The sequence below is a fragment of the Pseudoruminococcus sp. genome, from assembly GCF_047012705.1.
GTDB lineage: Bacteria > Bacillota > Clostridia > Oscillospirales > Acutalibacteraceae > Pseudoruminococcus.
This window is the reverse complement of the sequence record NZ_JBKXNW010000004.1, coordinates 59989-83807: the sequence shown is the minus strand read 5'-3', so window position 1 is coordinate 83807 and position 23819 is coordinate 59989. Positions and strand designations below refer to the sequence as shown.

Here is a 23819-nt window from a genome sequence, read left to right as displayed (position 1 = left end):
TTCATTTCTCATAGCATTTTTGCTGTTGATTACCTAAATATTCGGTCAATAAATTTAGCTTTAGGAATTACTATGTTATTAGTAGTAGGCATATTTGATAGTCAAGGCATCAGATACACTATTCAAAAACTTGAATGGAAAAGCACGCTTTCAATGAAAATAAATAGTCATCTATAATTTTATATCAAAATAACCATATATTCAAAACCGTTTAATTGTTTGTGATTAAACGGTTTTTCATTTTATATAACTCAATTTTAGGATATTAGACTGTACTTGCTATAATTCCAACTATTCACTAAGATTTTTATTATCAAACTCACATTAAATTAAATTTTCCAACTAAAAATCCTCTTTTTTTCAAAACTAAGCATATATAATATAGCTGTTGAATTTGTTGCAAAGAAAAGTAATTTATTGTATAATATATAAAATAAATTTATTAAAGGTGTGGACAGATATGCTCCTCCGAAGATGGGACAAGCTCCCCGAAAATATGAAAAATGATGATGTAAAAAAATATTATGATATACTTTCCAGAAAGACGGCAAACCTGCTTTTTAAGCGTATACTTGATTTTATTCTTGCGTTAATTATGTTGATTGTGCTTTCACCTATTTTTTTGATTGTTGCGATTTGGGTTAAATGTGATTCAAAGGGCAGCGTTTTTTTTCGGCAAGAAAGAGTTACTCGTTATGGAAAAATTTTTCATATTATAAAGTTTCGAACAATGGTTCAAAATGCTGAATCTATCGGTTCACAGGTTACAGTTGACCATGATTCTCGTGTTACTAATGCAGGACATTTTTTGCGAAAAACAAGACTTGACGAATTACCACAGCTTTTTAATATCCTTTCAGGAAGTATGAGTTTTGTCGGTACAAGACCCGAGGTTATGAAATATGTCAGATGCTATAAGCCTGAAATGATGGCAACGCTCCTACTCCCTGCCGGAATAACTTCACTGACAAGCATAAAATTTAAAGACGAAGAAAAGCTTTTGAAAGACGCTGATGATGCAGATAAGGTTTATGTAGAAAAGGTTCTCCCCTTAAAAATGAAAATAAACCTTGAATACACAGAAAAATTCAATCTGTTTTTCGATTTAAAGGTTATGTTTATGACGGTTATCGCCGTACTCAAGTAATATGACTGGTGGTGTATACCTGTAATGAATATCACAAAAAAGAAAATAACAGCATTGCTTATGAATACCTCTGCTATAAGATTCTCATTGCTTTGCCTGCTGTTTTTTGGTTCTGTTTGCGTGATAGATACTGCCTGCTATTTTTTAGCCGCTCCAATATATGTATGGGCAGGAATCGTTTTATACATAAAGCTTATAAAAGAAAAGAAATTAAGAAAAATCAAGCACTTACCTATAATTACTCTATTTCTTGCTTCAGGTCTTATTTCAATTGCAGTAAACTTTGCCTATAATTTGCACGAAAATCTTTTTATGATTTATTATGTTATCCTCTGTTTCTTTCTGTTTTACGGACTATATGCCGAAAAAACTCATGAGGCTGTAAAACGAGAGATGACTTTCTTTTTTAAGTTTTTCCTTTCATCAACGACCATACTTATGACTATAAGTATCATAATACTTCTATGCTCTAAAAAAGGCTTTATGTTTATGGATTATTACATCAGCATAAAAGATAATCGTTTTGTTGGCATATTCACAAACGCCAATCTTTTGGCATTTTATGCCGTTATCGGCGTTATTCTTTGTCACATACTTTATTTAAGACATAAAGCTGTTTCTAAGTTTACTTTCGGAGTAAGTCTTTACTATGGAATATGTCTTTTTATAAACTTAATTTCACTCTTTCTTTCCGATTCAAACGGTTCACTTGTATTCATAATAATCTATGTTTGTTTCATAGCATTCTATAAAATTTTCAGAAACAGCGATACTGTAAGAACATTTAATTTCATGTTAAGAATAATTTCATTGGTTCTTGCTTGTGTAGTATTTGCCTTTTCATTTTTAACAATAAGATCTTTCGCACAAGAAGGCTTTGCCGCACTGCTTGAATCCGAAAGAAAAATTTCAGAAACTCAAAATATAGAAGTAACAAGTACAATTCCTGATTCCGAAAATTCAAGAATTCCAGAAAGCAAACCTTCCAATTCGGAAGAAACTTCAAAACCAACTGAAACCTCAAAAACCGATAACAACAAATATCTTCCAAGCGATAACACACATACGGAAAATATTTTCAGCGATAAAAAGGCAACAACCTTTACCCACGAAAATAAAAATATCGACAGCGGAAGAATACCGCTACTTAAACAAGCTGCTAAACTTTTCTCTCTCTACCCTATCTTTGGAGTTGCTCCAAGAAATATTGTCCTCTATGGCGAAAAGTATCTCGGTGGATTGAAATATTCTGATTTCCACAATGGCTTTGTAACTATAATCGTAAGCTTTGGAGTTGTAGGCTTTACTTTCTTTATAATCTTTGCAGTAAAGATTGCAAAAAGTATGCTTGTCTGCATCTTCAAGAAACGCAACAAAAATGATACTGAGCGTGAGATGTTGCCTTGTTTGCTTGCATTTTTGGCGGCATATTGCGTTTATTCAATGTTTGAAGTCACTTTGTTGCTTGATATTTCCTATCGTGTACTTATTTTCTGGCTTATTCTTGGTTATGCAATGAGCTATCTCAATCATTATGAAATGAGCGATTATCGAGGCAGACTACATAGTTCCACATTTTTCCCGGGCTTTGTAAACAAAATTCAATCCGCATATAAAGATAATTCAGATAGGCAAAACAGCGATTCAAAAGAAGATAAGGAATAGATATATGCTTAGAAAGAAAAGTACAAAAATAATTTTAATCATTTTTGCTATTATACTTACCATAGTTATATCCGTAGGAATAATGCTATGGAATGGCATAATATTTCTTAATAATCCCTCAATAGATGAATATCCTGTCCGAGGAGTTGATGTTTCGTCCTATCAGGGCAAAATAGATTGGAAAACTCTTTCCGAGCAGGATATTCAATTTGCTTTTATTAAAGCAACAGAAGGAAGTTCTTTTGTAGACCCTAATTTTTCCGAAAATTATTCTAATGCACAAAAAACAAATTTAAGAATCGGTGCTTATCATTTTTTCAGTTATGATAGTTCTGGTAAAACTCAAGCTGAAAACTTTATAAAAGTTGTACCAATATCAGATAATATGCTTCCACCTGTTGTTGATGTAGAATTTTACAGTGATAAAGAGCAAAATCCACCAAATTCAAAAGATGTAGATAAGGAGCTTAACGCTTTTCTTCAAGAAATAGAAAAATACTATAAAAAGAAACCTATAATCTACGCAACTGGAAAGTCTTATGATATGTTCATATCGGGAAAATATAATGATTATAATATTTGGATAAGAAATATTTTAAGCTATCCCTCACTTTCTGACAATAAGCAATGGACATTCTGGCAATATACCGATAGAGCTGTACTTGATGGTTATAGTGGCGATGAAAAATTTATTGATATGAATGTTTTCAATGGCAGTAAAGAAGATTTTAATAGCTTATGAACTTGAGTTAAGACACTTAAAAATTTTGCTCAAGGCGGAGTGCCTCCGCTGCCAAGACGCAGAATCTCTCGACAAGTCTCGCTCATAGTGGGTGTGAGAAGCTTGTTGCTGCGGATGAAGTGGCTACCGAGCGGGCGAATACAGTTCGCCCCTACAATTAGCTGACAAACTTCTCTAAGACACTTAAAAGTTTTGCTCAAGCTTTTTCAAAAGCTTGCGGTTTCCAAAGGCAGAGCCTTTGGTAGGTTTTAAGGGAAACGCCCTTAACATTCTTTGCTTCTAAAGCGGTGGACTTTGTCCACCGCTTAATTTTCTCTTGTTAGCAACATTAGTCGATAAAGGCGAACTGCGTTCGCCTAAGAAAAAACAAATGTTGGGCTTCGCCCAAAAGTATTTCGCTCTCTGCGGAGAGCGACCAAAGACTCCGCCTTTGGAAACCGCAAGCCTTTTCAAAGGCTTGACCTAAACTTTAATTGTCTTTAGAAAGTTTGTTAGCTAATTGGGAAAAATGTCAGATTTTGCAATTAAGCACTTTACAAAAACTCCTTGATGTACTAAAATTTATTAAGATATTGAATTTGAAAGGAAGTCTATAATGAATATCAGAGAAGAATCGTTGCAAAAGCACTATGAATGGCAAGGAAAAATCGAGGTTGTTTCTCGTGTTGCCGTCAATGATACAAAGGATTTGTCACTCGCTTATACTCCTGGCGTTGCAGAGCCTTGCCTTGAGATACAGAAGGACTATGAAAAGTCTTTCCAACTTACACGCAGAAGCAATTTAGTTGCTGTTATAACCGATGGTACAGCTGTTCTCGGACTTGGCGATATAGGTCCCGAGGCTGGTATGCCTGTTATGGAGGGCAAATGTGCTTTGTTTAAGGAATTCGCAGGAGTTGATGCCTTTCCTATTTGTGTTCGTTCCAAAGATGTCGATGAAATCGTAAGAACAGTATATCTTATCTCAGGAAGCTTCGGCGGAATCAACCTTGAGGATATTGCCGCTCCAAGATGCTTTGAAATTGAAAGAAAGCTCAAAGAAATTTGCGATATTCCTGTTTTCCACGATGACCAGCACGGAACTGCAATCATCGTTGCGGCGGCTGTCCTCAATGCATTGAAAGTTGTCAAGAAAGACCTCAGCGAAATCAATGCCGTCATCAACGGCTCAGGCTCAGCGGGTATAGCTATTGCAAAGCACCTTCTCAACCTCGGTCTTAAAAATCTTACAATGGTAGACAAAGCTGGTATCATTTGCGAGGGTATGGACGGACTCAACCCAGAACAGCAGTATATGTCTACAATCACAAACCGTTCTAAAAAGACCGGTACTCTTGCAGACGCAATGAAGGGTGCTGACCTCTTTATCGGCGTTTCCGCACCAAATATCGTAAATGAAGAAATGGTAAAATCTATGGCGGATGAACCAATCATCTTTGCTATGGCTAACCCTACACCTGAAATTATGCCCGATATTGCTAAGAAAGCAGGTGCAAGAATAGTAGGCACAGGTCGTTCAGATTTCCCAAATCAAATCAATAATGTTCTTGCTTTCCCGGGAATTTTCAGAGGTGCTTTGGATTGTCGTGCAAGCGAAATCAACGAAGAAATGAAAGCCGCAGCTTCCTATGCGATTGCTTCTCTCGTTTCTGATAATGAGCTTAACGATGAATATATTCTTCCAAAGGCATTTGATAGAAGAGTCGGCAAGGCTGTTGCTGAAGCTGTTGTGGAAGCTGCAAGAAAAACAGGCGTTGCAAAGCTTTGATTAGCATAAGTATTTGACATTCGGATAAAAATATAGTAAAATATCTTTTGCGAGCGGGCTGAACAGCTGCGGATGAAAGCCGAAAGGCTTCACCCGAGGAAAGTCCGGGCTCCATAGGGCAAGAATAACGGCTAACGGCCGCCGGGGGCGACCCCAGGGATAGTGCAACAGAGATATACCGCCTGATTCGTCAGGCAAGGGTGGAAAGGCGAGGTAAGAGCTCACCGGCACGCAGGAGACTGTGTGGCCCTGTAAACCCTATTCGGAGCAACACCGCATAGAAGCATTCAACATCGGCCCGATGGCTTCGCTTAGGTGGCATCGAGCAGCGGCGGTAACGCCCTGCCAAGATAGATGGCTGTTCACGACAGAACCCGGCTTATAGGCTCGGTCGCCGCATTATTGCGTATATCGTTGCGAATTTTCGCTTTTAATATAAAAATTTGCTTTTTTCTATTGGCGAATTTTGTCTTAATTTTACCTTCACCATATTTCTATTTGGAAATTTTAATAATTATTGCTGTGCAATATAAACTAAAACCTCTTTGTCATTTCTTACAAATTAGCCATTGTTATTTAGCATAAGTTAAAGTATAATACATAGTATAATAAATGTTAGGAGGATATTTGATGAGATTGCGTAAGCAGGCACTGGGCAATCGTAACCTTATCGGTGCAAAAGTTGAAGCTGCTCGTAAAAGTAAAGGTATTAAACAAAAAGAATTACTTGCACAGTTGCAGGTCAATGGTGTTGATATGAATGCCTCTGGTCTTTCTAAGCTTGAAGGTCAGATTCGTTCCGTTACAGATATTGAACTTGTTGCACTCGCTGATATACTTGAGGTTTCGATAGACTACTTACTTGGCAGAGAGTAAATCGCAACTATTTGCGGACGCAACTCTAAACCATCAGTCCCAAAAGCTATAATTGCTATTTATATAATTCGCTCAAAAAGAACGATAAAATATAATTAAGCAAATTAAAAAGCGCTTGAATTTCGTAAAGAAATCCAAGCGCTTTTAGTTTTTATAATTGATTTTCGCTAAGCATTAAGAGCCGGCACTTTCATATGCCTTTATTCCTCTATTCCATATAAAAATCCCAATAGACATAATCACAATCGCTATAAGCACTGTTACACCTATATTAAATAATGGATTTTCACCTGTAAGAATATAATAAGCAGGATAAAACGCTGTAAAAGCAAAAGGTATTATGTATGTAATTATAGTTTTCACAAAATTGTTATAAATATTTATAGGATACTTTGAAAAATCATTAACCATATAGAACATATATGTTATATTTCCACTGCGTTTTGTCCAAAAAGCTATTGCAGCAGTTGCAATTTTGATACCTGTGTATATCAATGTTGCAAATGGTATAACTATTAAAATCATAACAATCTTTATAAAACTCCATTCAATAACAAGCGATGGCAATACTATACAAATAAGCGCTATCCCCATAATCAATTCACCAAGGGCGTCTATCTGTAACTTTTCTACCATAACATGAAACAATGGATTTATAGGTCGGGTCAAATATTTATCGAAATCTCCTTTTCGTACAATAAAATGTCCGATACCCCAAAGATTGTCAAAAAGCAAATGGTCAAGTCCTTTCGGTATAAGCGAGAATCCATAAATAAATACTATCTGTTCAAGCGTCCAACCGACAAGGTTTGGAATCTGACTAAAAATAATCCATATGAATAAAAGGTTAAAAAACTGTCCTAAAAGGAAACCAATTATACCAACAATGAAGTCTCCTTTATATTCCATCATTCGTTTAAGTTCCTGTATAACAAAAATTCTGTGCATACGGAACGCTCTTTTTATCGTTTTCATTCTTAACCCCCTTGCACACAAAGATGTTTTGTAGCAATATGCCAAAGCATCTTTGAAAGTCCCCAAAATATTACTACCCAAAATACCTGCAATCCCATATAAAATAGAATTTCAAATCCACTATAAATACCCATATAAATCATAACAGGCGTATAGTTAAGCGATGCAAAGGGCAGTAAAAGAAAAATCTTCTCAAGAATATCAGGCAGAAACGAAAAAGGTATAACAGAACCTGATAAAAAACCAATCAAACAGTTTTTCATCATATTTGCACCCCAAAGATACTTGATTACGAAAGCAATAAAGCCAAAACATATATTAAAGAAAAAATTTATAAGGTAAGCAAAAATGCAACTTAGTATATATAGTATAAACCCAATAATATTAAACTGTATAGCACCCGTAAAGATTGTACGACATATTTCAACACCAATAATAATAGGCAGAACCAATATACATACAGTCATAATCTTATTTCCAAGCTCTTGAAAAAGAAAGGTAGCATTATAGCTTATAGGCTTAATCATTCTCATAGCTATTGAGCCATCTCTGATTTCTTCTCCTATATCATAGGTTCCACCGCTTGAAATAAGCAGAGATGTAAGAAACATAAGAAATATGTATACTACCATCTGTGGCATTGTAAAACCATTCATTGTGTCACTTCCACTTGAAAGAAAAACTGCTTTCCAAATGAAATACGATACAAAACAAGCTAATACATTACCCAATGTAAGAAATACCCAATTCACACGATATGTTGTAGCTTCCTGAAGTCCTGCATTTATAAATGGCTTATAAATCTTAAACTTTCTTCGCATACTATACCCCCTGCTTATAAAGCCTGCGTACGATTTCCTCGATATCCGCATCTTTAACACTAATATCATTGATATCAATTTTTTGAAGGGTATATTTCAGCATTTCTGATACAGGAACAACAGAAGAATTAAAGCGAACATTTACAAGATTTCCATCTACATTTACAGATATATCGTCATCAATAAAATTGAAATGCTCTTTATACGCAAGAACATTCGATATATCTTTTGTAGTTGTTTCAAAATGCAATTCTCTTATTTGACCATACTTGCTTTTAAGCTCGTGCAAATCTCCGTCAAAAACATTTTTTCCTTTGTCAATCATAACAATTCTCTTGCAGAGAAGTTCTATATCGCTTATATCATGAGTTGTAAGTATTACAGTAGTCTGTTCTTCCTTGTTAATCTCCATAATAGCATTACGAATATTATCTTTTACAACAACATCAAGACCAATAGTCGGTTCATCAAGAAAAAGTACCTTAGGGCTATGCAGAAGTGATGCCGCAATATCCGCTCTCATACGCTGACCAAGCGAAAGTGTTCTTACAGGACTTTTTATAAATCCCTCAAGTTCCAGCACTTCATTAAGAAAAGCCATTCGCTTTTTAAAATTCTCATCACTAACTTCATAAATTTCTTTCAGAACATTGTATGTTTCAGTAAGCGGTAAATCCCACCAAAGTTGTGTTCTCTGACCGAAAACAACACCAATTTCCTTAACATATTTTTGCCTGTTATTCTGCGGAATTTGTCCGTTAATACGACACTCTCCGCTTGTCGGCGTCAATATACCCGTAAGCATTTTGATAACTGTTGATTTACCGGCGCCATTAGGACCGATAAACCCCAGTATCTCGCCCTTAGAAACATGAAAGTTTATATCATCAACAGCCGTCACGATTTCTTTTTTCGGCTTAAACAGTGCTTTAATACTACCTTTTAAGCCAGGTTCTTTGATAACCTTTTTAAATTCTTTTTTCAGATGTTCGGCATAAATCATATAATTCCTCCGTTTGTTTTTTTATTTAACACGAATTCAATAAAGGTTGAAAGTTTCGCTCAAGCCTTTTCAAAGGTTCGCAGTTTCCAAAGGTAGTTACCTACGGCAGAGCCTTTGCTGAGTTTTAAGGGCAACGCCCTTTTCGCTCTCCGCAGGGAGCGAAACACTTTATGCTCCGTAAAACGCAGTAAGGTAGAAAGATGTTCCGGCGGAATGTTTTTCGTAGGGAACCCTCGAAGGGGTTCTCTATAGGTACCGATTCAAAATTATGATTAAGTAACAACTATCATCGAATTCATGTTATTTAGCAAGTTTATGAAATTTCTGCATAATTGTAACGGAAGTTATGCTATTCTGCAAGAAACTTTGATTTTATAAAATCCATTTAACACGGTTACAGATTCAATAAGTTTTAAATTTCTTGCAAAAATCAAATATAATACACAAACATAAATTCGCATAAACATAACACGGCTGTTTATGTTTTCACAAATTAGCTAATTTGCTATAAATTATGTTTATGTTTTTATTGATAATTAAAATTTTATCATATAAATTTTAATTTGTAAATAATAAAAGCCTGCTTTAAATAAGCAGACTTTCAAAATTTTACATTTTTATAATAAAATTAATTATTATTCATTGTTTTCTGTAGAAGCATAAGCCTCTTCAGCAGTTTTATAACCAAACATAACATCAAGAATAGCATCACCAAACTGTTCAAACATAACCGCAGGAATCATCATACTATCCTCTACAACGGCCTGCGATGGAATACAATCCTTGCAATTTGTTGCAATCTTATAACGAACCTCACCGTCATTAAAATCCATTTCAAAGTTACCAATCAAAAGACCATAGTTTACCATAGTAAGGAACTTAGAAAGCTCTACTCTATGTTCCTCATCACAGTTAAGACTGATAAGAGCAAGTGAAAGATACTTTGTTTCATCAAGGTCCACAATTATGCGACACTCTTTAAGACGGTTTCTAAGGTTAATTCCGCATCTGATAACTTCTCTTTCCTCATCAAATGTGTAGTTCCATTCGTCATTTTTAAGATATTGTTCTATAGCATCTTTGATTTCTAATGAATATGCCATTTTTCTACCTCCAAATAAATATAAATAATATAAAGATAGTATAGCATTCAGCACTTAGTAAAGTCAATACAAAAAGAAGCTATTTATTAATAATTATGTGTAAATTGCAAAATTCGAGCAATTACAAATTTATTTTTAGTTTGTTGTACGCCTATTTTCAAGGCTACGGCGATATTCTTTAGGTGTCATATTATATTTCTTTTTAAATATTCTATTGAAGTATGAGAGGTTTGTAATACCTATACTTGTTGCAATCTCTGTAATCTGAGCATTTGTTGTCAGAAGCATATTTGTAGCAATATTCAAACGATAATCGTTGATATATTCAATACAAGTTGTTCCCATATACTTTTTAAAGAATCTCATAAAGTAGTGTTTGCTAAGATTTACACTTGCAGAAAGTTCCTCTATCGTAATAGAGTTCATATAGTTTTCGCTGATATAATCAAGAATAGCCTTGATATTCTTAGTTGTGTTATTTTTAAGAGTAGTATCATAATCAATCTTTTCAAAGCATTCCGAGAAAAATATATAGAAAAGTTCATAGAGCTTAGATTTTATAATCAGTTCATAGAAATCGTTCTTCTTCTCATATATATCAACTATTGAAAGATATATATCACGAATTTTATTATAAGATGGGTGGTCGTGCTTTATTATATAAGGCATAGAGAGCTGTCTTTCATAAAAAGGCGTAAAATATCTTATAGAACAGGCATCTGTAGAATTATTTGTAAGCATACTCATATTAAACATCATAGTAAGCATATCTGCATCATTGCCTTTATATTGCTTAAAGGAATGAAGAACACAAGGAGGAATGATAGCAATATCATTTTCCTCAGCAACATATGTTTCAAGGTCAATATTAAATTCAACATAACCGCCCTTAATATATACTATCTCAATTTCTTCATGCCAATGCATAGGAAAGGAGTTAAAATATTCAGGCATTCTTGTTCTATAAATATCAAAAGGTAGAAGAAAATCTCCGTGTTGAACCGCCTCTTTCAAAGACAGTATTTCTTCATTAGTATATTTTTCATTAGTTTTGCTCATTTTTACCGTCCTTTAGTCATACAAAGCTTAATGTAAAGATTTTTACAAATAAAAAATCCAATTATATTAATACAAAAGAATATCAGGAACTACAGTGGTTAATATAATACTATTTATCAAAGCGCAATAAATTTATTTGTAAAAATTCAAGTGTATCACAATAGTATTATAATACAGAAAAATCAATTCATCAATAGCAATAAAATGCCTTTTTTAGGTTTAAAAATAGCACATATCCGTCAAAAGCATCTGATTGCTATTTCGCACAAAAGTACAAATTATAAATTCAATTTATGTTTTAATATATTACGCCTTTACACAGCTTAAACCATAAATTAAGCAGGCGACATTTTTGTATTGTCCACCTGCTTAATTTAATTATCAAAAGTCTATTAAAATCTATAATTATCTTGATGAATATCCGTTATTATTTCCATTTCCGCGAGAGCCTCTGCCAGAGCGTCTTGAATTACCCTCATTAAAACGCTTGAGGTCAGACATTTTTTCGTCACTTGTCTGCTTAAATTTAGACATCATATCCTCAAAGCTTGTTGCCTCAGGTCGCTTAGAGCTTTGCCATTCAAAATTGCCAGGTCTGCCTGGGCTTTGTGTTCCTCCCTGCTTTTTAAAGCTGCCATTTGGCTTTGGAGCTGGAGGCAGAGCTTTCTTCATAGAAAGTCCTATCTTACCCTCAGGACTAATTGACATAACCTTAACCTTAACAACCTGCCCCATTTTAACGAAGTCGCTGATTTCTTTAACATAAGTCTGAGCGACTTCAGAAATATGCACCATACCTGTTTTTCCTTCCGGCAAATCTACAAAAGCACCAAACTTAGTGATTCCGCTAACCTTACCCTCAAGAATATCTCCTACTGCAAGACCCATAGTGAAAATTTTTCCTCCCCTTAATTTCCGGCTATATTTTGAAAAACACGCACTCCGCTTTTGGCATAGCCGAGTCGCAATGCTTCCTGCCTTAGATACTCCTCACATTCTTTTTGCTCGTCAGTTTTATTTTTGCTCGATTCCTCATTTTTGTTACTCGACTGAAGATTTGAAGCAGAATTCTCATTCACTCCTGAGGATTCCTCACCTGCACTCGATTCAGTACTTGATTCAGCATTTGGAATCTTAACCTCGCTGACTGTGAGCTTACTTGCCTGTTCAGCAAGCTGTGATTTTTTTTCAAGGTCAAGAGTTTTCATCTGAGCCATTTCAAGTTGATTATTAACATTTTCAAGCTCGTTACGACTTTGCTGAATCTTAATCTGCTGGTCTACTATCGTGACCATAATAAAAATAAAAAACGCCGCCACTGCGATTCTGAGAATATAATTTTTCTTTGGCTTTATTCTGTTTTTTATCTTTTTCTTTTTCATATAAAGCACCTTTTTTTAATACTATCATAAGTCACTATAATATAGATTATTATACAATAAGTACCAAATAACTTTCAAGTAATTTTCAAAATTTTTTATGAAATATTTAAAAATTAAGTGCTTTTTTAGAATAAAACTCCATTTTTTCCACTTTTTTTATTGAATATTTCAAGCTGATATAGCACATTTAAAAATTATGCTTTATGGATTAACAAAGCTCATTTTTGATTATGATAAATCCTCAATAAATAATAAATATAAATCAAAGCTCTCATGTATATTTTTCGCTTTAATTTAAACCTTTCATATGATATAATATATGCAAAATAGATTTATGGAGGTATCCTTTATGTCCGATTTTAAAGAAATAAATATTACTGAACTTACTGCAAGTCCTTATAATCTTTTTAATAAGGATTGGGCTTTGCTTACATCAGGCGATTCCAAAAATTTCAACACAATGACTGTAAGCTGGGGTGGCGTTGGCGTTCTTTGGAATAAGAATGTTGCAACAGTATATGTCAGAAAATCCCGCTATACCCTTGAGTTTATGGATAAATTTGACCATTTCTCACTCACATTTGGTAGTGACGCTATGCGTAAGGCTTTAACTTTCTGCGGAAAAAATTCAGGCAGAGATTATGATAAGGTTAAGGAAACAGGTATCACACCTGTACTTGATGAAAAAGTTCCATATTTTGAAGAAGGTAAGCTTGTCCTTATCTGTAAAAAGCTCTACCGTCAGGAAATGAACGCTGAATCTTTCATAGATAAAAGCATTATAGATAAGTGCTATAGCGATAATGACTATCATATTATTTTCGTTGGAGAAATTGAAAAAGCCCTTATCAAGGAGTAAAATATGCGTTCTATTATTGTAACAGGCGGTTCAAGAGGTATCGGTTCAGCAATTTCCGCAACACTTGCAAAGGCAGGATATGCAATAGTAATAAACTATAATAATTCTGCCGAAAAAGCCTTTGAACTCTGCAAAGAAATCCAAGAGCAAGGTGGCAAAGCCATTGCCATTCAGGGAGATGTTTCAAAAACAGCCGATATAAAGAAAATCTTTGAGCAAGCATATAAAAACTTTGGCACACCCTATGCCCTGATAAATAATGCCGGAATCGCTCTGCAAAATAGCCTTATTCAAGATATAAGCGATAAACAGCTTGAAGCCGTAATATCAACAAACCTCATCGGTGCAATAAAATGTTCTCGTGAAGCAACACGATATATGGTATCTGAGCATTGCGGAAGAATTATAAATATCTCATCTATCTGGGGCGAGGTTGGTGCGTCTTGCGAGGTAGTTTATTCAGCATCTAAAGCTGGCATTATCGGTCTTACAAAGGCTCTTGCGAAAGAACTTGCACCAAGCGGAATTACCGTAAACTGTATAGCTCCTGGAGTCATAAACACCGATATGATTTCATGCTATACTCAAGAAGATATTGAGGTACTTCGTAACGAAACGCCTCTGGGCAGGATAGGCACTCCAAATGATATTGCAAGCGCAGTAGAGTTTCTCATATCCGATAAATCCTCGTTCATCACCGCTCAAGTGCTCGGCGTAAACGGTGGTTTTGGTATATAATTAAATTTTGCTTACACGGAGGAAATAACTACCAAGCGGGCGAACACAGTTCGCCCCTACGGTTAACTAACGCACTTCTTTAAGACAGCTAAAAAGTTTTGCTCAAGCTTTTTCAAAAGCTTGCAGTTTCCAAAGGCGGAGCCTTTGGTGGGTTTTAAGGGCAAAGCCCTTAACATTCTTTGTTCTCTGAGCGGCGGATAAAATCCGCCGCTATTTTTTTACTTTTAATTCATATTAACTATATACTGCGAATTTCCATTGCAAAATACTTTTATTTATGCTATCATGTAAATAAGCGAACATACTGTCGATTTTTCAAAAATCATTTACTCATGGAGGTAATTCCAATGATAAAAAATATCGTAGTAAAAGGTGCAAGAGAGCATAATCTAAAAAATATTGATGTTGAAATTCCAAGAGAAAAGCTTGTAGTTCTTACAGGACTTTCAGGTTCAGGAAAATCCTCCCTCGCATTTGATACAATTTACGCTGAAGGACAACGCCGTTATGTAGAATCTCTCTCCTCATACGCAAGAATGTTCCTTGGTCAGATGGAAAAGCCGAATGTTGATAGCATTGAAGGACTTTCTCCGGCAATATCAATCGACCAAAAAACAACCTCAAAAAATCCTCGTTCAACAGTCGGTACGGTGACAGAAATCTACGATTATCTGCGTCTTATGTATGCAAGAATAGGTATCCCTCACTGTCCTATTTGTGGCAGAGAAATCAAACAACAAACAGTTGACCAGATAGTTGATAGCGTTATGTCACTACCAGAAAGAAGTAAAATTCAGGTTTTAGCACCTGTTATAAGAGGTAAAAAAGGAGAGCATAAAAAAGTTCTTGAATCCGCCTCGAAATCGGGCTTTGTCAGAGTAAGAGTTGACGGAATAATCTATGACCTTTCCGAAAACATCGCCCTTGAAAAGAACAAAAAGCACAATATCGACATAATCGTTGACCGACTTGTTATCAAAGACGATATTCAATCAAGACTTGCCGATTCCATAGAAACCGCCTCAAAGCTTGCTGGCGGTTTGACTGTTATTTCAGTACAGGACGGCGAGGATATACTTTATTCTCAGAATTATGCTTGCCCAGACCATAATTTCAGCATAGACAAGCTTTCTCCAAGAATGTTTTCTTTCAATAATCCTTTTGGTGCTTGCAAAAAGTGTACAGGCCTTGGAGTTTTTCTAAAAGTAGATAAAGATTTGATTATCCCTAATCCCGAACTTTCAATCCGTAAAGGCGGTATCAAAGCAAGCGGTTGGGCTATGGAAGGCAGCACGATTGCAACAATGTACTTTGAAGCTCTTGCAGAAAAGTACAATTTCTCGCTTGATACTCCAGTAAAAGAACTTCCTCCCGAAATTCTCGATATAATTCTTTATGGAACAAAGGGCGAAAAAATTCGTGTTGTAAGAAAGCGTGAGTATGGCTCAGGTGTTAATGAAGTACCATTCGAGGGAATTATAAATAATCTTGAGCGAAGATTCAGAGAAACAAGCAGTAAATGGATAAAGGAAGAAATTGAATCCTTTATGAGTGCCACAGAATGTGAAGCCTGCCATGGACGCAGACTTTCCCCTGAAAGCCTTGCTGTAACTGTCGGCGGACTTAATATCAGCGAATTTTGTGATATGTCTGTCGATAAAGCGCTCGACTTTATAAATAATATTGAGCTTACTGAAAGACAGCGTATGATTGCCAAGCTTGTTATAAAAGAAATTATATCACGCCTCAATTTTCTTAAAAGCGTCGGACTTGGCTATCTCACCCTTTCAAGAGCCGCCGAAACTCTTTCAGGCGGTGAAAGTCAGAGAATCCGCCTTGCTACTCAGATTGGTTCATCGCTTATGGGCGTTCTTTATATCCTTGATGAGCCAAGTATAGGTCTGCATCAGCGTGATAACGATAAACTTCTTGCAACGCTCAAGAATCTTCGTGATTTAGGCAATACTGTTATCGTTGTAGAACATGATGAAGATACAATGCGCGCCGCTGATTATATAGTTGATATAGGACCGGGTGCAGGAGCTCATGGCGGTGAACTTGTTTGTGCAGGAACTGTTGATGATATTATAGCTTGCGAAAAGTCCATCACTGGACAATATCTCAGCGGAGCAAGAAAAATTCCTGTTCCACAGACACGCAGAAAAGGAAACGGAAAATTTATTGAGGTTAAAGGAGCAAGACAGAATAACCTTAAAAACATTGATGTAAAATTTCCACTCGGAACATTTCTTTGTGTAACCGGTGTTTCAGGTTCGGGAAAATCATCTCTTGTCAATGAAATACTTTATAAATCTCTCGCTTCAACTTTAAATCGTGCAAAAACACGCAGCGGAGAACACGATGAAATTCTCGGTGTAGAAAATCTCGATAAGGTTATCGACATCAACCAGTCCCCTATTGGCAGAACTCCACGCTCAAATCCTGCAACATATACAGGAGTTTTTACAGATATTCGAGAGCTTTTCGCAAGCACTAACGATGCAAAAATGCGTGGGTATTCATCAGGAAGATTTTCTTTTAATATAAAAGGTGGTCGTTGCGAATCCTGCGAGGGCGACGGAATAATCAAGATTGAAATGCACTTCTTACCTGATATCTATGTGCCCTGCGAAGTTTGTGGCGGAAAACGTTATAACCGTGAAACTCTGGAAATAAAATATAAAGGCAAATCTATCTATGATGTACTCGAGATGACAGCCGAAGAAGCAACAGAATTTTTCAGCAATATTCCTAAGATTTCAAGAAAACTTAAAACGCTCTGTGATGTCGGTTTAGGTTATATCAAGATTGGGCAACCGGCAACAACACTTTCAGGTGGTGAAGCACAGCGCGTAAAGCTTGCAACAGAGCTTTCCAAGCGTCCTACCGGAAAAACTGTCTATATTCTCGATGAACCAACAACAGGTCTGCATATAGCCGATGTCCATAAGCTTGTTGATGTTCTTCAAAAGCTTGTCGATAGCGGCAATACCGTAATAGTTATCGAGCATAATCTCGACCTTATAAAAACAGCTGATTACATCATTGATTTAGGTCCAGAAGGCGGCAGCGGCGGAGGTACTATCGTAGGCACAGGCACTCCAGAAGAAATCGTACAAAATAAAAATTCTTACACAGGACAATATTTAAAAAAATTCTTATAAAATGCGTGGAAAACCTCTTATTCACTCGTATATATTAGTGAAAGCACAAAACAAGCAAAATTTAAATAAAAATAAATTTTAGAAAAGGGGTTTTATTTATGGCAAATACAAGATTAAACAGTATGACTCAACAAGAAGAAAAAAATTTCTTCGGCTCAAATCCAGTTCTCCACAACATCAAAAAATCAGTTGGTAAAGATTCAGGCACAGAAGTAGCCTCATATAAAGGAATCACTTTAAAAAGCTTAATATTTCTCGCTATGATACTTGTAGGTGTTGTCCTCGCATCAATAATTCACAGTCTTAATTATCAGACTATATATTTAGGTGAGGATATTTTCGCAACTGTTCCGGAACTCATTGGTAGCTTAGTTTCAGCCGTTTTACTCCTAATTCTTTCAATAGTATGTATCTTCTTAAAGAAAACAATACCTTTCTTTGGCTCACTATATTGCATAAGCTTTGGATACTTATATACATCTATGGCAAATCTCTTTAACGGTTACAGAGAAGCTATCCTACTTGCAATCGTAGTAACACTTTCAATCTTTGCAGCAGTAGTTTTCGCTTATATGAACGGCAAAATCAGAGTCACAAGCAAATTCAGACAAGGTGTTACCGTAGCAATCGCCGCATTGGTAATTTCTTCAGTAGTTATTGCAATAGGATTTTTAATTCCGGGTTTAAAAGAAATCTCAATATTCGTAGCAACTAATCCGCTTCTCTGCATTGTATTCTCAATCATCGGCATTATAATCGCAACTCTCTCACTTGTTAAGGATGTTGATACAATACATCAACTCGTAGAAAACAAAATCTCCGCTAAATTTGAGTGGAAAGCTGCTTTCTCCTTAATTTTCTCTCTCGTATGGATTTTTGTAGAAGTTTTAAGACTTATCCTTGCTTTCAAAGATAACTAATATAAAATAAACCCAAAAATAGCAATAAATATATAAAAAAAGAAGCTCTCAAATGAGCTTCTTTTTTGTATTTATTATTAATTTTTAATCAGCAGGCTCAAAAATCACTTCATCATTGTTTTCAAGTTCTTCATCAGAAAGTTTCTTTTTGTCTGCTGAAATCTTAACAAATGCACAGGAATTTGCAGGAATCTCTAAATCTCTGCCATTAAGAATAGTTCCGAGAAGAGCTTCACCGTTTTCAAATTCCTTTGGCACAATAAAGTCAATAGGGAAGTTAGCGGCATTGAAAACGCAAAGAAGTTCGTCTGTATCATCATAGCGGATATATCCCATAGTTCTCTCATAAGAACCAAATTCCTTAAAATCACCATCTTTAAGGCAAGAACAATATGAACGGAGTTTTGCAAGCTGTTTATACCATTCAGTTAAACCTTTATCCTCCTTACCCCATGGGAAAGGTGCTCTGTTAAATGGGTCTTTGTAGCCCTCAACGCCCGCCTCGTCACCATAATAAATACAAGGCACTCCGGGAAGTGTAAACTGAATACCGCTCGCAAGACGCATTCTCTTTAAACCATACTCATGCTGAGAAGGCGTAAGTGAGGTATTAGCTTGCCATTCACGACCTCTGCCGTTTTGTCTTTCACCCGCAAGAAGTGTTATAACTCTTTCGGTGTCGTGAGTTCCAAGAAGGTTCATAAGGCAACGAATAACAGGGCGAGGATAGTTTTCGAGGATACAGTTAATTAGTTCTACCATATCTCTGCCATCACCACAATCAAGGAAACCAAGGATAGCATCTCTGAAAGGATAATTCATAACACTATCAAGCTGTTTGCCATAGAGGAAGCGTCTGCGACTGCCGTAGCTTTCCTTTATAGAAGCATCTTCCCAAACCTCACCCAAAAGAAGTGCATCTGGATTTTCAGCCTTTATAGCCTCACGGATATGTTGAATAAACGGGTCTGGAAGTTCGTCCGCAACATCGAGTCGCCAACCTGAATTTCCGCATTTCATCCATTTTCTGATAATACCATTTTCACCATTAATATACCTATCAAAGGAATATGAAAGCTCTTCAACCTCAGGCAAAGTATCAAAGCCCCACCAAGAATGATAAATATTTGGCCAATCCATAAACTTATACCAAGTATAATATGGTGAACTTTTTGAGTTATAAGCACCATTCTGAGGATAACGACCTTGACGGTTAAAATATTTACTGTCACTACCTGTATGACTGAAAACACCGTCATTTATAACATGCATACCACGCTTTTTAGCCTCACTGCAAAGCTCCTTAAAATCTTCTTCCGTTCCGAGAACAGGGTCAATTTTTTCATAGTCTCCCGTATCATAGCGGTGATTTGAATATGCTTCAAAAATAGGATTTAGATATATGCAGTTTACTCCAAGTTCTTCAAGGTAATCAAGCTTTTCAATAATACCCTTTAGGTCGCCTTGAAAGAAATCTGAATTTGTGACGATTCCATTTTCGTCAGGACGCCAATCAGGAATTTTATACCATTCATCATGAAGTTTTTTATCAGGATAAACACCTTTCTTTTTTTCTCCTGAAAAATAAAATCTATCAGGGAAAATCTGATACATAATTCCACCAGGCATCCATGATGGAGTTTCAAAATCTTTATCATAGCATAAAAGCTGATATCTTGGGTCATTGTCAGTATGAGAAAAGTATCCTTCTCCTCCCCAGCCACGCATAATATATTTTCTGCCTTGCTTTGTATCAAGACTAAAATGATACCAATAAAGTCCTGTGCTTATACCAGAGAGGTCAAGTTCCCATTGTTCATTGTTTTCATCAGGCATTCCGCACCAAAACATGCTATAAGAAACAGTATCCCCTGAAAAATCATCTTTCAGGGCAAGAATAGCACTTGAACAACCTAAATCTCTGGGAATTGTAATCCTAAAATGAATACTTTCCCCCTCACGAACAGAACCAAATGGGGATTTACATTCCTTATCCCTTGAATTAAATATTCTCATAAAATAACACCCTTACACATTGCATATGAAATTTGCTGAATAGCGTCGAAATACACTATATAATATTATAGTCCTATTGGAATATCATGTCAATACTAATACACAATTTTTACAACGATAATTGTACAATAATAACCTCTAACAAAAATAAGTTAATAATATAATATGAAATTAAATTTCATATGGTTCATATATATGCCATCTCGGTTTTTCTACATTAGCAGTTACAAGTATTCCGTCGGCCGTATATTCTTCACTGATTAAAGCACCCATATCACGAAGTTGCGCTATGAGATTGGCCTTATTAAATGGCAAAAGAAGATTAAAACGCTTAATTTGAACAGGAAGATTTTCCTCAATAGCCTCTAAAAGTTTATCAATACCATTGCCCGTTTTAGCACTTATAAGAACACTTCCCGAATTATGTGGAATATCATCAGGCGAAAGTAAATCGCACTTATTAAAGACTGTAATAATAGGGCTGTTTTCACAGCCAAGATCGTGCAGAAGTGAAGTTGTAACATCAAGATGAAGTTGATATTCTTCGCTTGTAGCGTCACAAACATTTATAATTATATCTGCGAGAGCGGCTTCCTCAAGTGTAGACTTAAAAGCCTCAACAAGATGGTGTGGCAAGCGTCTTACAAGACCAACAGTATCAATCATCATAACAGAAACTCCGTTAGGCAATTTCAAAGAACGGGAAGTAGGGTCAAGCGTTGCGAAAAGCTTATCCTCCGAAAGTACCCCGGCTTGAGTAAGTGTATTCATAAGCGTAGATTTTCCTGCATTAGTATATCCTACTATTGCGGCCGTAATTATACCATCTTTACTGCGTCTTGCACGAAGTTGATTGCGTCTGTCGGCAAGATGAGAAAGTTCCTCTTTTAAGGTTTCAATTCTTCTGCGAATATGGCGGCGGTCTGTTTCAAGTTTAGATTCACCGGGACCGCGAGTTCCTATACCGCCACCAAGCCTTGACATCTCACGACCTTTACCGGTAAGCCTTGGCATAAGGTATTTAAGCTGTGCAAGCTCAACCTGTAGCTTACCTTCATTAGTTTTTGCGTGAAGTGCAAAAATATCAAGTATAAGCATGGTTCTATCTATGGTACGAATATCTGTTTCAGCCTCAAGATTTCTTATTTGTGTAGGAGTAAGCTCGCAGTCAAAAACAAGTAGGTCTATATCATTAGCCTGAGCAAATTCCTTAACTTCAAGAAGTCTGCCTGAGCCTAAACAAGTTGCACTATCCGGCTTATCTCTTTTTTGAGAAACAGTAGCAATAGTTTCACCGCCGGCACTTTTCATAAGTTCCTTGAGTTCTTCAAGAGATGCCTCAGCATCATAATCTCCCGTATCTATACTAATCAATATAGCACGTTGTGGTCTTTCTGTGTTATCATACATTTGCATAAGTCACCTCAAAGTTATTTTTATTTCAGAAGTAAGCTCTTAACGATATTATAGCATAAAAATTCCAAAAACAACACCATTTGTAATTTTAACAAAAAATTTGCAATTTTAAAAAAATTACAGCTTTGTATGAATATTGCTATCCAAAGTCAATAAATTAAAGCCTACTAAAAAAGTAAATTTATTAATTATACTTAAAAAATTTTCTTTTTTTACTTTTTAACAAAAGAAAAACCCTAATTACCAATAATTTCATAACAAAATTCCTAAATAATAAAAAAAGTGTTACTTTACAAGTTTGAGAAAAAGCGTTATTATTATTCTATAAAGATAGGGAGGTATGCGCTATGGGCGATATAGATAAAGAATTAGAAAAAGAAACTAAAGCTCAAAGCTCAGACGAAAACAAAGGCGAAGTCGTTTTCGCTGCCACTCCTCATAAAGAGAATAGTGGCTTTTCAACTGTTTTTGCAAATGCGTCAAGTTCTGGCAAGGCTTCGGCTCAAGAAGGAAGCTATAAGCGTGCGAGTTATAGAACCTCTGCACCGGAAAAGCCTAAAAGCTCTAAAAAGACTAAGGCTATTATAATCAGCGCTGTTTCGGTTGTAGCAGTAGCAGGAATTTGTGTGGGTATTATTTCTTTGATAAAAAATAATAAATCAGGCGACAGTATTCCTGCAGTAGTTTCAACAGCGTCCTCAGAGAGTTCTACAGATATTGATGTACAGAAAATAAACACAGATTCCATTGTTTTCGGTAAAGATGTTACCGTTCAGGGCATTAATGTTTCGGGAATGACATTAAGTAATGCCTATAAAGCTCTTTCTGATGCAGAAAAATCGGTAAGAGATGACATAAATATTACTGTTGAAAACGGTAATAAAACCTTTAAACTTACTCAAGATGACTTCACATATGAGTATAATACCGCTGATGTTTTGATTAACGCCTATCATTTCAGCAGAGGAGAGCTTGATAATCCATCAGCTACTCATAATAAGAACGAAGCCGGAGTAACTGACTTTCCTCTTACAGCCACATTGAGCGATAACGCTATTGACCTTGTTGCAGATAAGATTGCTAAAAAGGTTAATATAAAAGCAGTAGATGCCCATGTTAAAAAGTTCGATCCAACCGCAAAAAATAAATTCACATATGAAGATGGCACAGTCGGTAAGGAACTTGATAAAAATAATGCTATACAGCAACTAAATACCATAATGGCATCAAGTAATAAAACAGGTACAATCAATGTTTCGCTTTCTGATGTTCCTTTCAAAGTAGATTTAAAAACAATAAAAACAAAAACTGAACTTATTACATCATTTGAAACAACATCTACGAATGTCTGGGCTTCAAACCATAATATGCAGATTGCTATGGAAACAATTAACGGCTCAATTATCAAACCGGGCGCAACATGGTCATTCAATGAAAGCACCGGCGATACTACAACCCCTGACCTTGGTTATGTTAAATCATCAGCAATCGTAAACGGCAGCTATGAGCCTCAATATGGCGGCGGTATCTGTCAGGCAGCTACTACAATCTATAACGCAGGTCTTCGTGCAAATATGGAGATAGTAGAACGCTTACCACACCAATATGCTTCAACGTATGTTCCAGTCGGTCTTGATGCTACAATAGACTACGGAAATATAGACCTTAAGATGAAAAATACATCTGCATATGCAATGTATATGGCAACATATATGTATGATAATAACGGTGATGGTTACCCTGAACTTATGGTAGAAATTTATGGTGAAAAACCAACTGCATACGATGAAATCGTTCCGATTGCATGGTGTGTAGAAAATACAGGTTCAAAGTATAGCACTTATAGTGCAAGAGTTTACTTTAAAAATGGCAAAGAAATAAAACGAGAAAGAGTTTGGCGTTCAACATATGATTATCATGGTGAATCTGCATATCAACTGGCAATTCCTGATGATATAGAGAATGGTCCTAAAGATGTTAAGCCAACAAATCAAGCACCTAAACATTATGGTTGATGAATTATAACAAAAAGAGAGCTTACAAAATGTAGGCTCTCTTTTTTATTTAAATTTTATGAAAAAATATATGTAAAATACGATTTCTAAAATGTTTAAAATTTCCGTAAAATGATTATAGAGTATATTGGGCTTCTCCATTCTTAGTTT

General features: G+C 35.7%; 19 protein-coding genes and 1 other RNA gene. 11 read left to right on the top strand and 9 right to left on the bottom strand.

Features of this window, described 5'->3' with window-relative positions; translation table 11 throughout:
• Positions 1-460 precede the first annotated feature (460 nt).
• The 6 genes from ACLU24_RS05070 to ACLU24_RS05045 all read left to right on the top strand — a co-directional run bounded on the left by ACLU24_RS05070 (position 461) and on the right by ACLU24_RS05045 (position 6198).
• The gene (locus ACLU24_RS05070; RefSeq protein ID WP_412610776.1) at positions 461-1147 is read left to right on the top strand and encodes a sugar transferase; all 687 of its coding nucleotides are present in this window, start codon (positions 461-463) and stop codon (positions 1145-1147) included.
• A gap of 24 nt (positions 1148-1171) precedes the next feature.
• On the top strand, positions 1172-2812 hold the full coding sequence (locus ACLU24_RS05065) for an O-antigen ligase family protein (RefSeq protein WP_412610774.1): 1641 nt from the start codon (positions 1172-1174) through the stop codon (positions 2810-2812).
• Between the two features lie 4 nt (positions 2813-2816).
• Complete coding sequence (locus ACLU24_RS05060) at positions 2817-3554, top strand: glycoside hydrolase family 25 protein (protein ID WP_412610772.1); 738 nt, start codon at positions 2817-2819, stop codon at positions 3552-3554.
• Between the two features lie 595 nt (positions 3555-4149).
• The gene (locus ACLU24_RS05055) at positions 4150-5322 is read left to right on the top strand and encodes an NAD(P)-dependent malic enzyme (RefSeq protein WP_412610770.1); all 1173 of its coding nucleotides are present in this window, start codon (positions 4150-4152) and stop codon (positions 5320-5322) included.
• Positions 5323-5372: 50 nt separating this feature from the next.
• An RNA gene (rnpB, locus tag ACLU24_RS05050) (RNase P RNA component class A) lies at positions 5373-5720 on the top strand.
• Between the two features lie 232 nt (positions 5721-5952).
• Positions 5953-6198 carry a helix-turn-helix domain-containing protein gene (locus tag ACLU24_RS05045; RefSeq protein ID WP_412610768.1) on the top strand — a complete coding sequence of 82 codons (246 nt, stop codon included), beginning with the start codon at positions 5953-5955 and terminating at the stop codon, positions 6196-6198.
• A 174-nt stretch (positions 6199-6372) separates the two neighbouring features.
• Here ACLU24_RS05045 and ACLU24_RS05040 read toward each other — a convergent pair whose 3' ends face one another.
• From ACLU24_RS05040 to ACLU24_RS05010, 7 genes are all read right to left on the bottom strand, one after another.
• Positions 6373-7173, bottom strand: a complete 801-nt coding sequence (locus ACLU24_RS05040; RefSeq protein WP_412610767.1) for an ABC transporter permease — start codon at positions 7171-7173, stop codon at positions 6373-6375.
• Positions 7174-7175: 2 nt separating this feature from the next.
• Positions 7176-7994, bottom strand: a complete 819-nt coding sequence (locus ACLU24_RS05035) for an ABC transporter permease (protein WP_412610765.1) — start codon at positions 7992-7994, stop codon at positions 7176-7178.
• A gap of 1 nt (position 7995) precedes the next feature.
• Positions 7996-8997 carry an ABC transporter ATP-binding protein gene (locus tag ACLU24_RS05030; protein ID WP_412610764.1) on the bottom strand — a complete coding sequence of 334 codons (1002 nt, stop codon included), beginning with the start codon at positions 8995-8997 and terminating at the stop codon, positions 7996-7998.
• Between the two features lie 635 nt (positions 8998-9632).
• Positions 9633-10100 (bottom strand): type III secretion system chaperone family protein, encoded by a 468-nt coding sequence (locus ACLU24_RS05025; RefSeq protein ID WP_412610763.1) that lies wholly within the window; start codon positions 10098-10100, stop codon positions 9633-9635.
• A gap of 135 nt (positions 10101-10235) precedes the next feature.
• Entirely contained in the window at positions 10236-11159 is a 924-nt protein-coding gene (locus tag ACLU24_RS05020; RefSeq protein ID WP_412610762.1) for an AraC family transcriptional regulator, read from the bottom strand.
• Between the two features lie 405 nt (positions 11160-11564).
• Complete coding sequence (locus tag ACLU24_RS05015; RefSeq protein WP_412610761.1) at positions 11565-12047, bottom strand: S1 RNA-binding domain-containing protein; 483 nt, start codon at positions 12045-12047, stop codon at positions 11565-11567.
• Between the two features lie 20 nt (positions 12048-12067).
• Positions 12068-12541 (bottom strand): hypothetical protein, encoded by a 474-nt coding sequence (locus ACLU24_RS05010; protein ID WP_412610760.1) that lies wholly within the window; start codon positions 12539-12541, stop codon positions 12068-12070.
• 349 nt (positions 12542-12890) lie between these two features.
• Here ACLU24_RS05010 and ACLU24_RS05005 point away from each other — a divergent pair, with 349 nt between their 5' ends.
• The 4 genes from ACLU24_RS05005 to ACLU24_RS04990 all read left to right on the top strand — a co-directional run bounded on the left by ACLU24_RS05005 (position 12891) and on the right by ACLU24_RS04990 (position 18222).
• Positions 12891-13400, top strand: coding sequence for a flavin reductase (locus ACLU24_RS05005; RefSeq protein ID WP_412610759.1), 510 nt, complete (start codon positions 12891-12893; stop codon positions 13398-13400).
• A 3-nt stretch (positions 13401-13403) separates the two neighbouring features.
• On the top strand, positions 13404-14138 hold the full coding sequence (ymfI, locus tag ACLU24_RS05000) for an elongation factor P 5-aminopentanone reductase (protein ID WP_412610758.1): 735 nt from the start codon (positions 13404-13406) through the stop codon (positions 14136-14138).
• A gap of 347 nt (positions 14139-14485) precedes the next feature.
• A complete protein-coding gene (gene uvrA / locus ACLU24_RS04995; protein ID WP_412610757.1) occupies positions 14486-17302 on the top strand; it encodes an excinuclease ABC subunit UvrA in 2817 nt (938 codons plus the stop codon).
• A gap of 98 nt (positions 17303-17400) precedes the next feature.
• The gene (locus ACLU24_RS04990) at positions 17401-18222 is read left to right on the top strand and encodes a Bax inhibitor-1/YccA family membrane protein (RefSeq protein ID WP_412610755.1); all 822 of its coding nucleotides are present in this window, start codon (positions 17401-17403) and stop codon (positions 18220-18222) included.
• 84 nt (positions 18223-18306) lie between these two features.
• On the opposite strand, the gene ACLU24_RS04985 is transcribed toward ACLU24_RS04990, so the two are convergent.
• A complete protein-coding gene (locus tag ACLU24_RS04985) occupies positions 18307-20238 on the bottom strand; it encodes a glycoside hydrolase family 13 protein (protein ID WP_412610754.1) in 1932 nt (643 codons plus the stop codon).
• Positions 20239-20409: 171 nt separating this feature from the next.
• The gene (hflX, locus tag ACLU24_RS04980) at positions 20410-21654 is read right to left on the bottom strand and encodes a GTPase HflX (RefSeq protein ID WP_412610753.1); all 1245 of its coding nucleotides are present in this window, start codon (positions 21652-21654) and stop codon (positions 20410-20412) included.
• Positions 21655-22001: 347 nt separating this feature from the next.
• Here hflX and ACLU24_RS04975 point away from each other — a divergent pair, with 347 nt between their 5' ends.
• The gene (locus ACLU24_RS04975; RefSeq protein ID WP_412610752.1) at positions 22002-23669 is read left to right on the top strand and encodes a VanW family protein; all 1668 of its coding nucleotides are present in this window, start codon (positions 22002-22004) and stop codon (positions 23667-23669) included.
• Positions 23670-23819 lie beyond the last annotated feature (150 nt).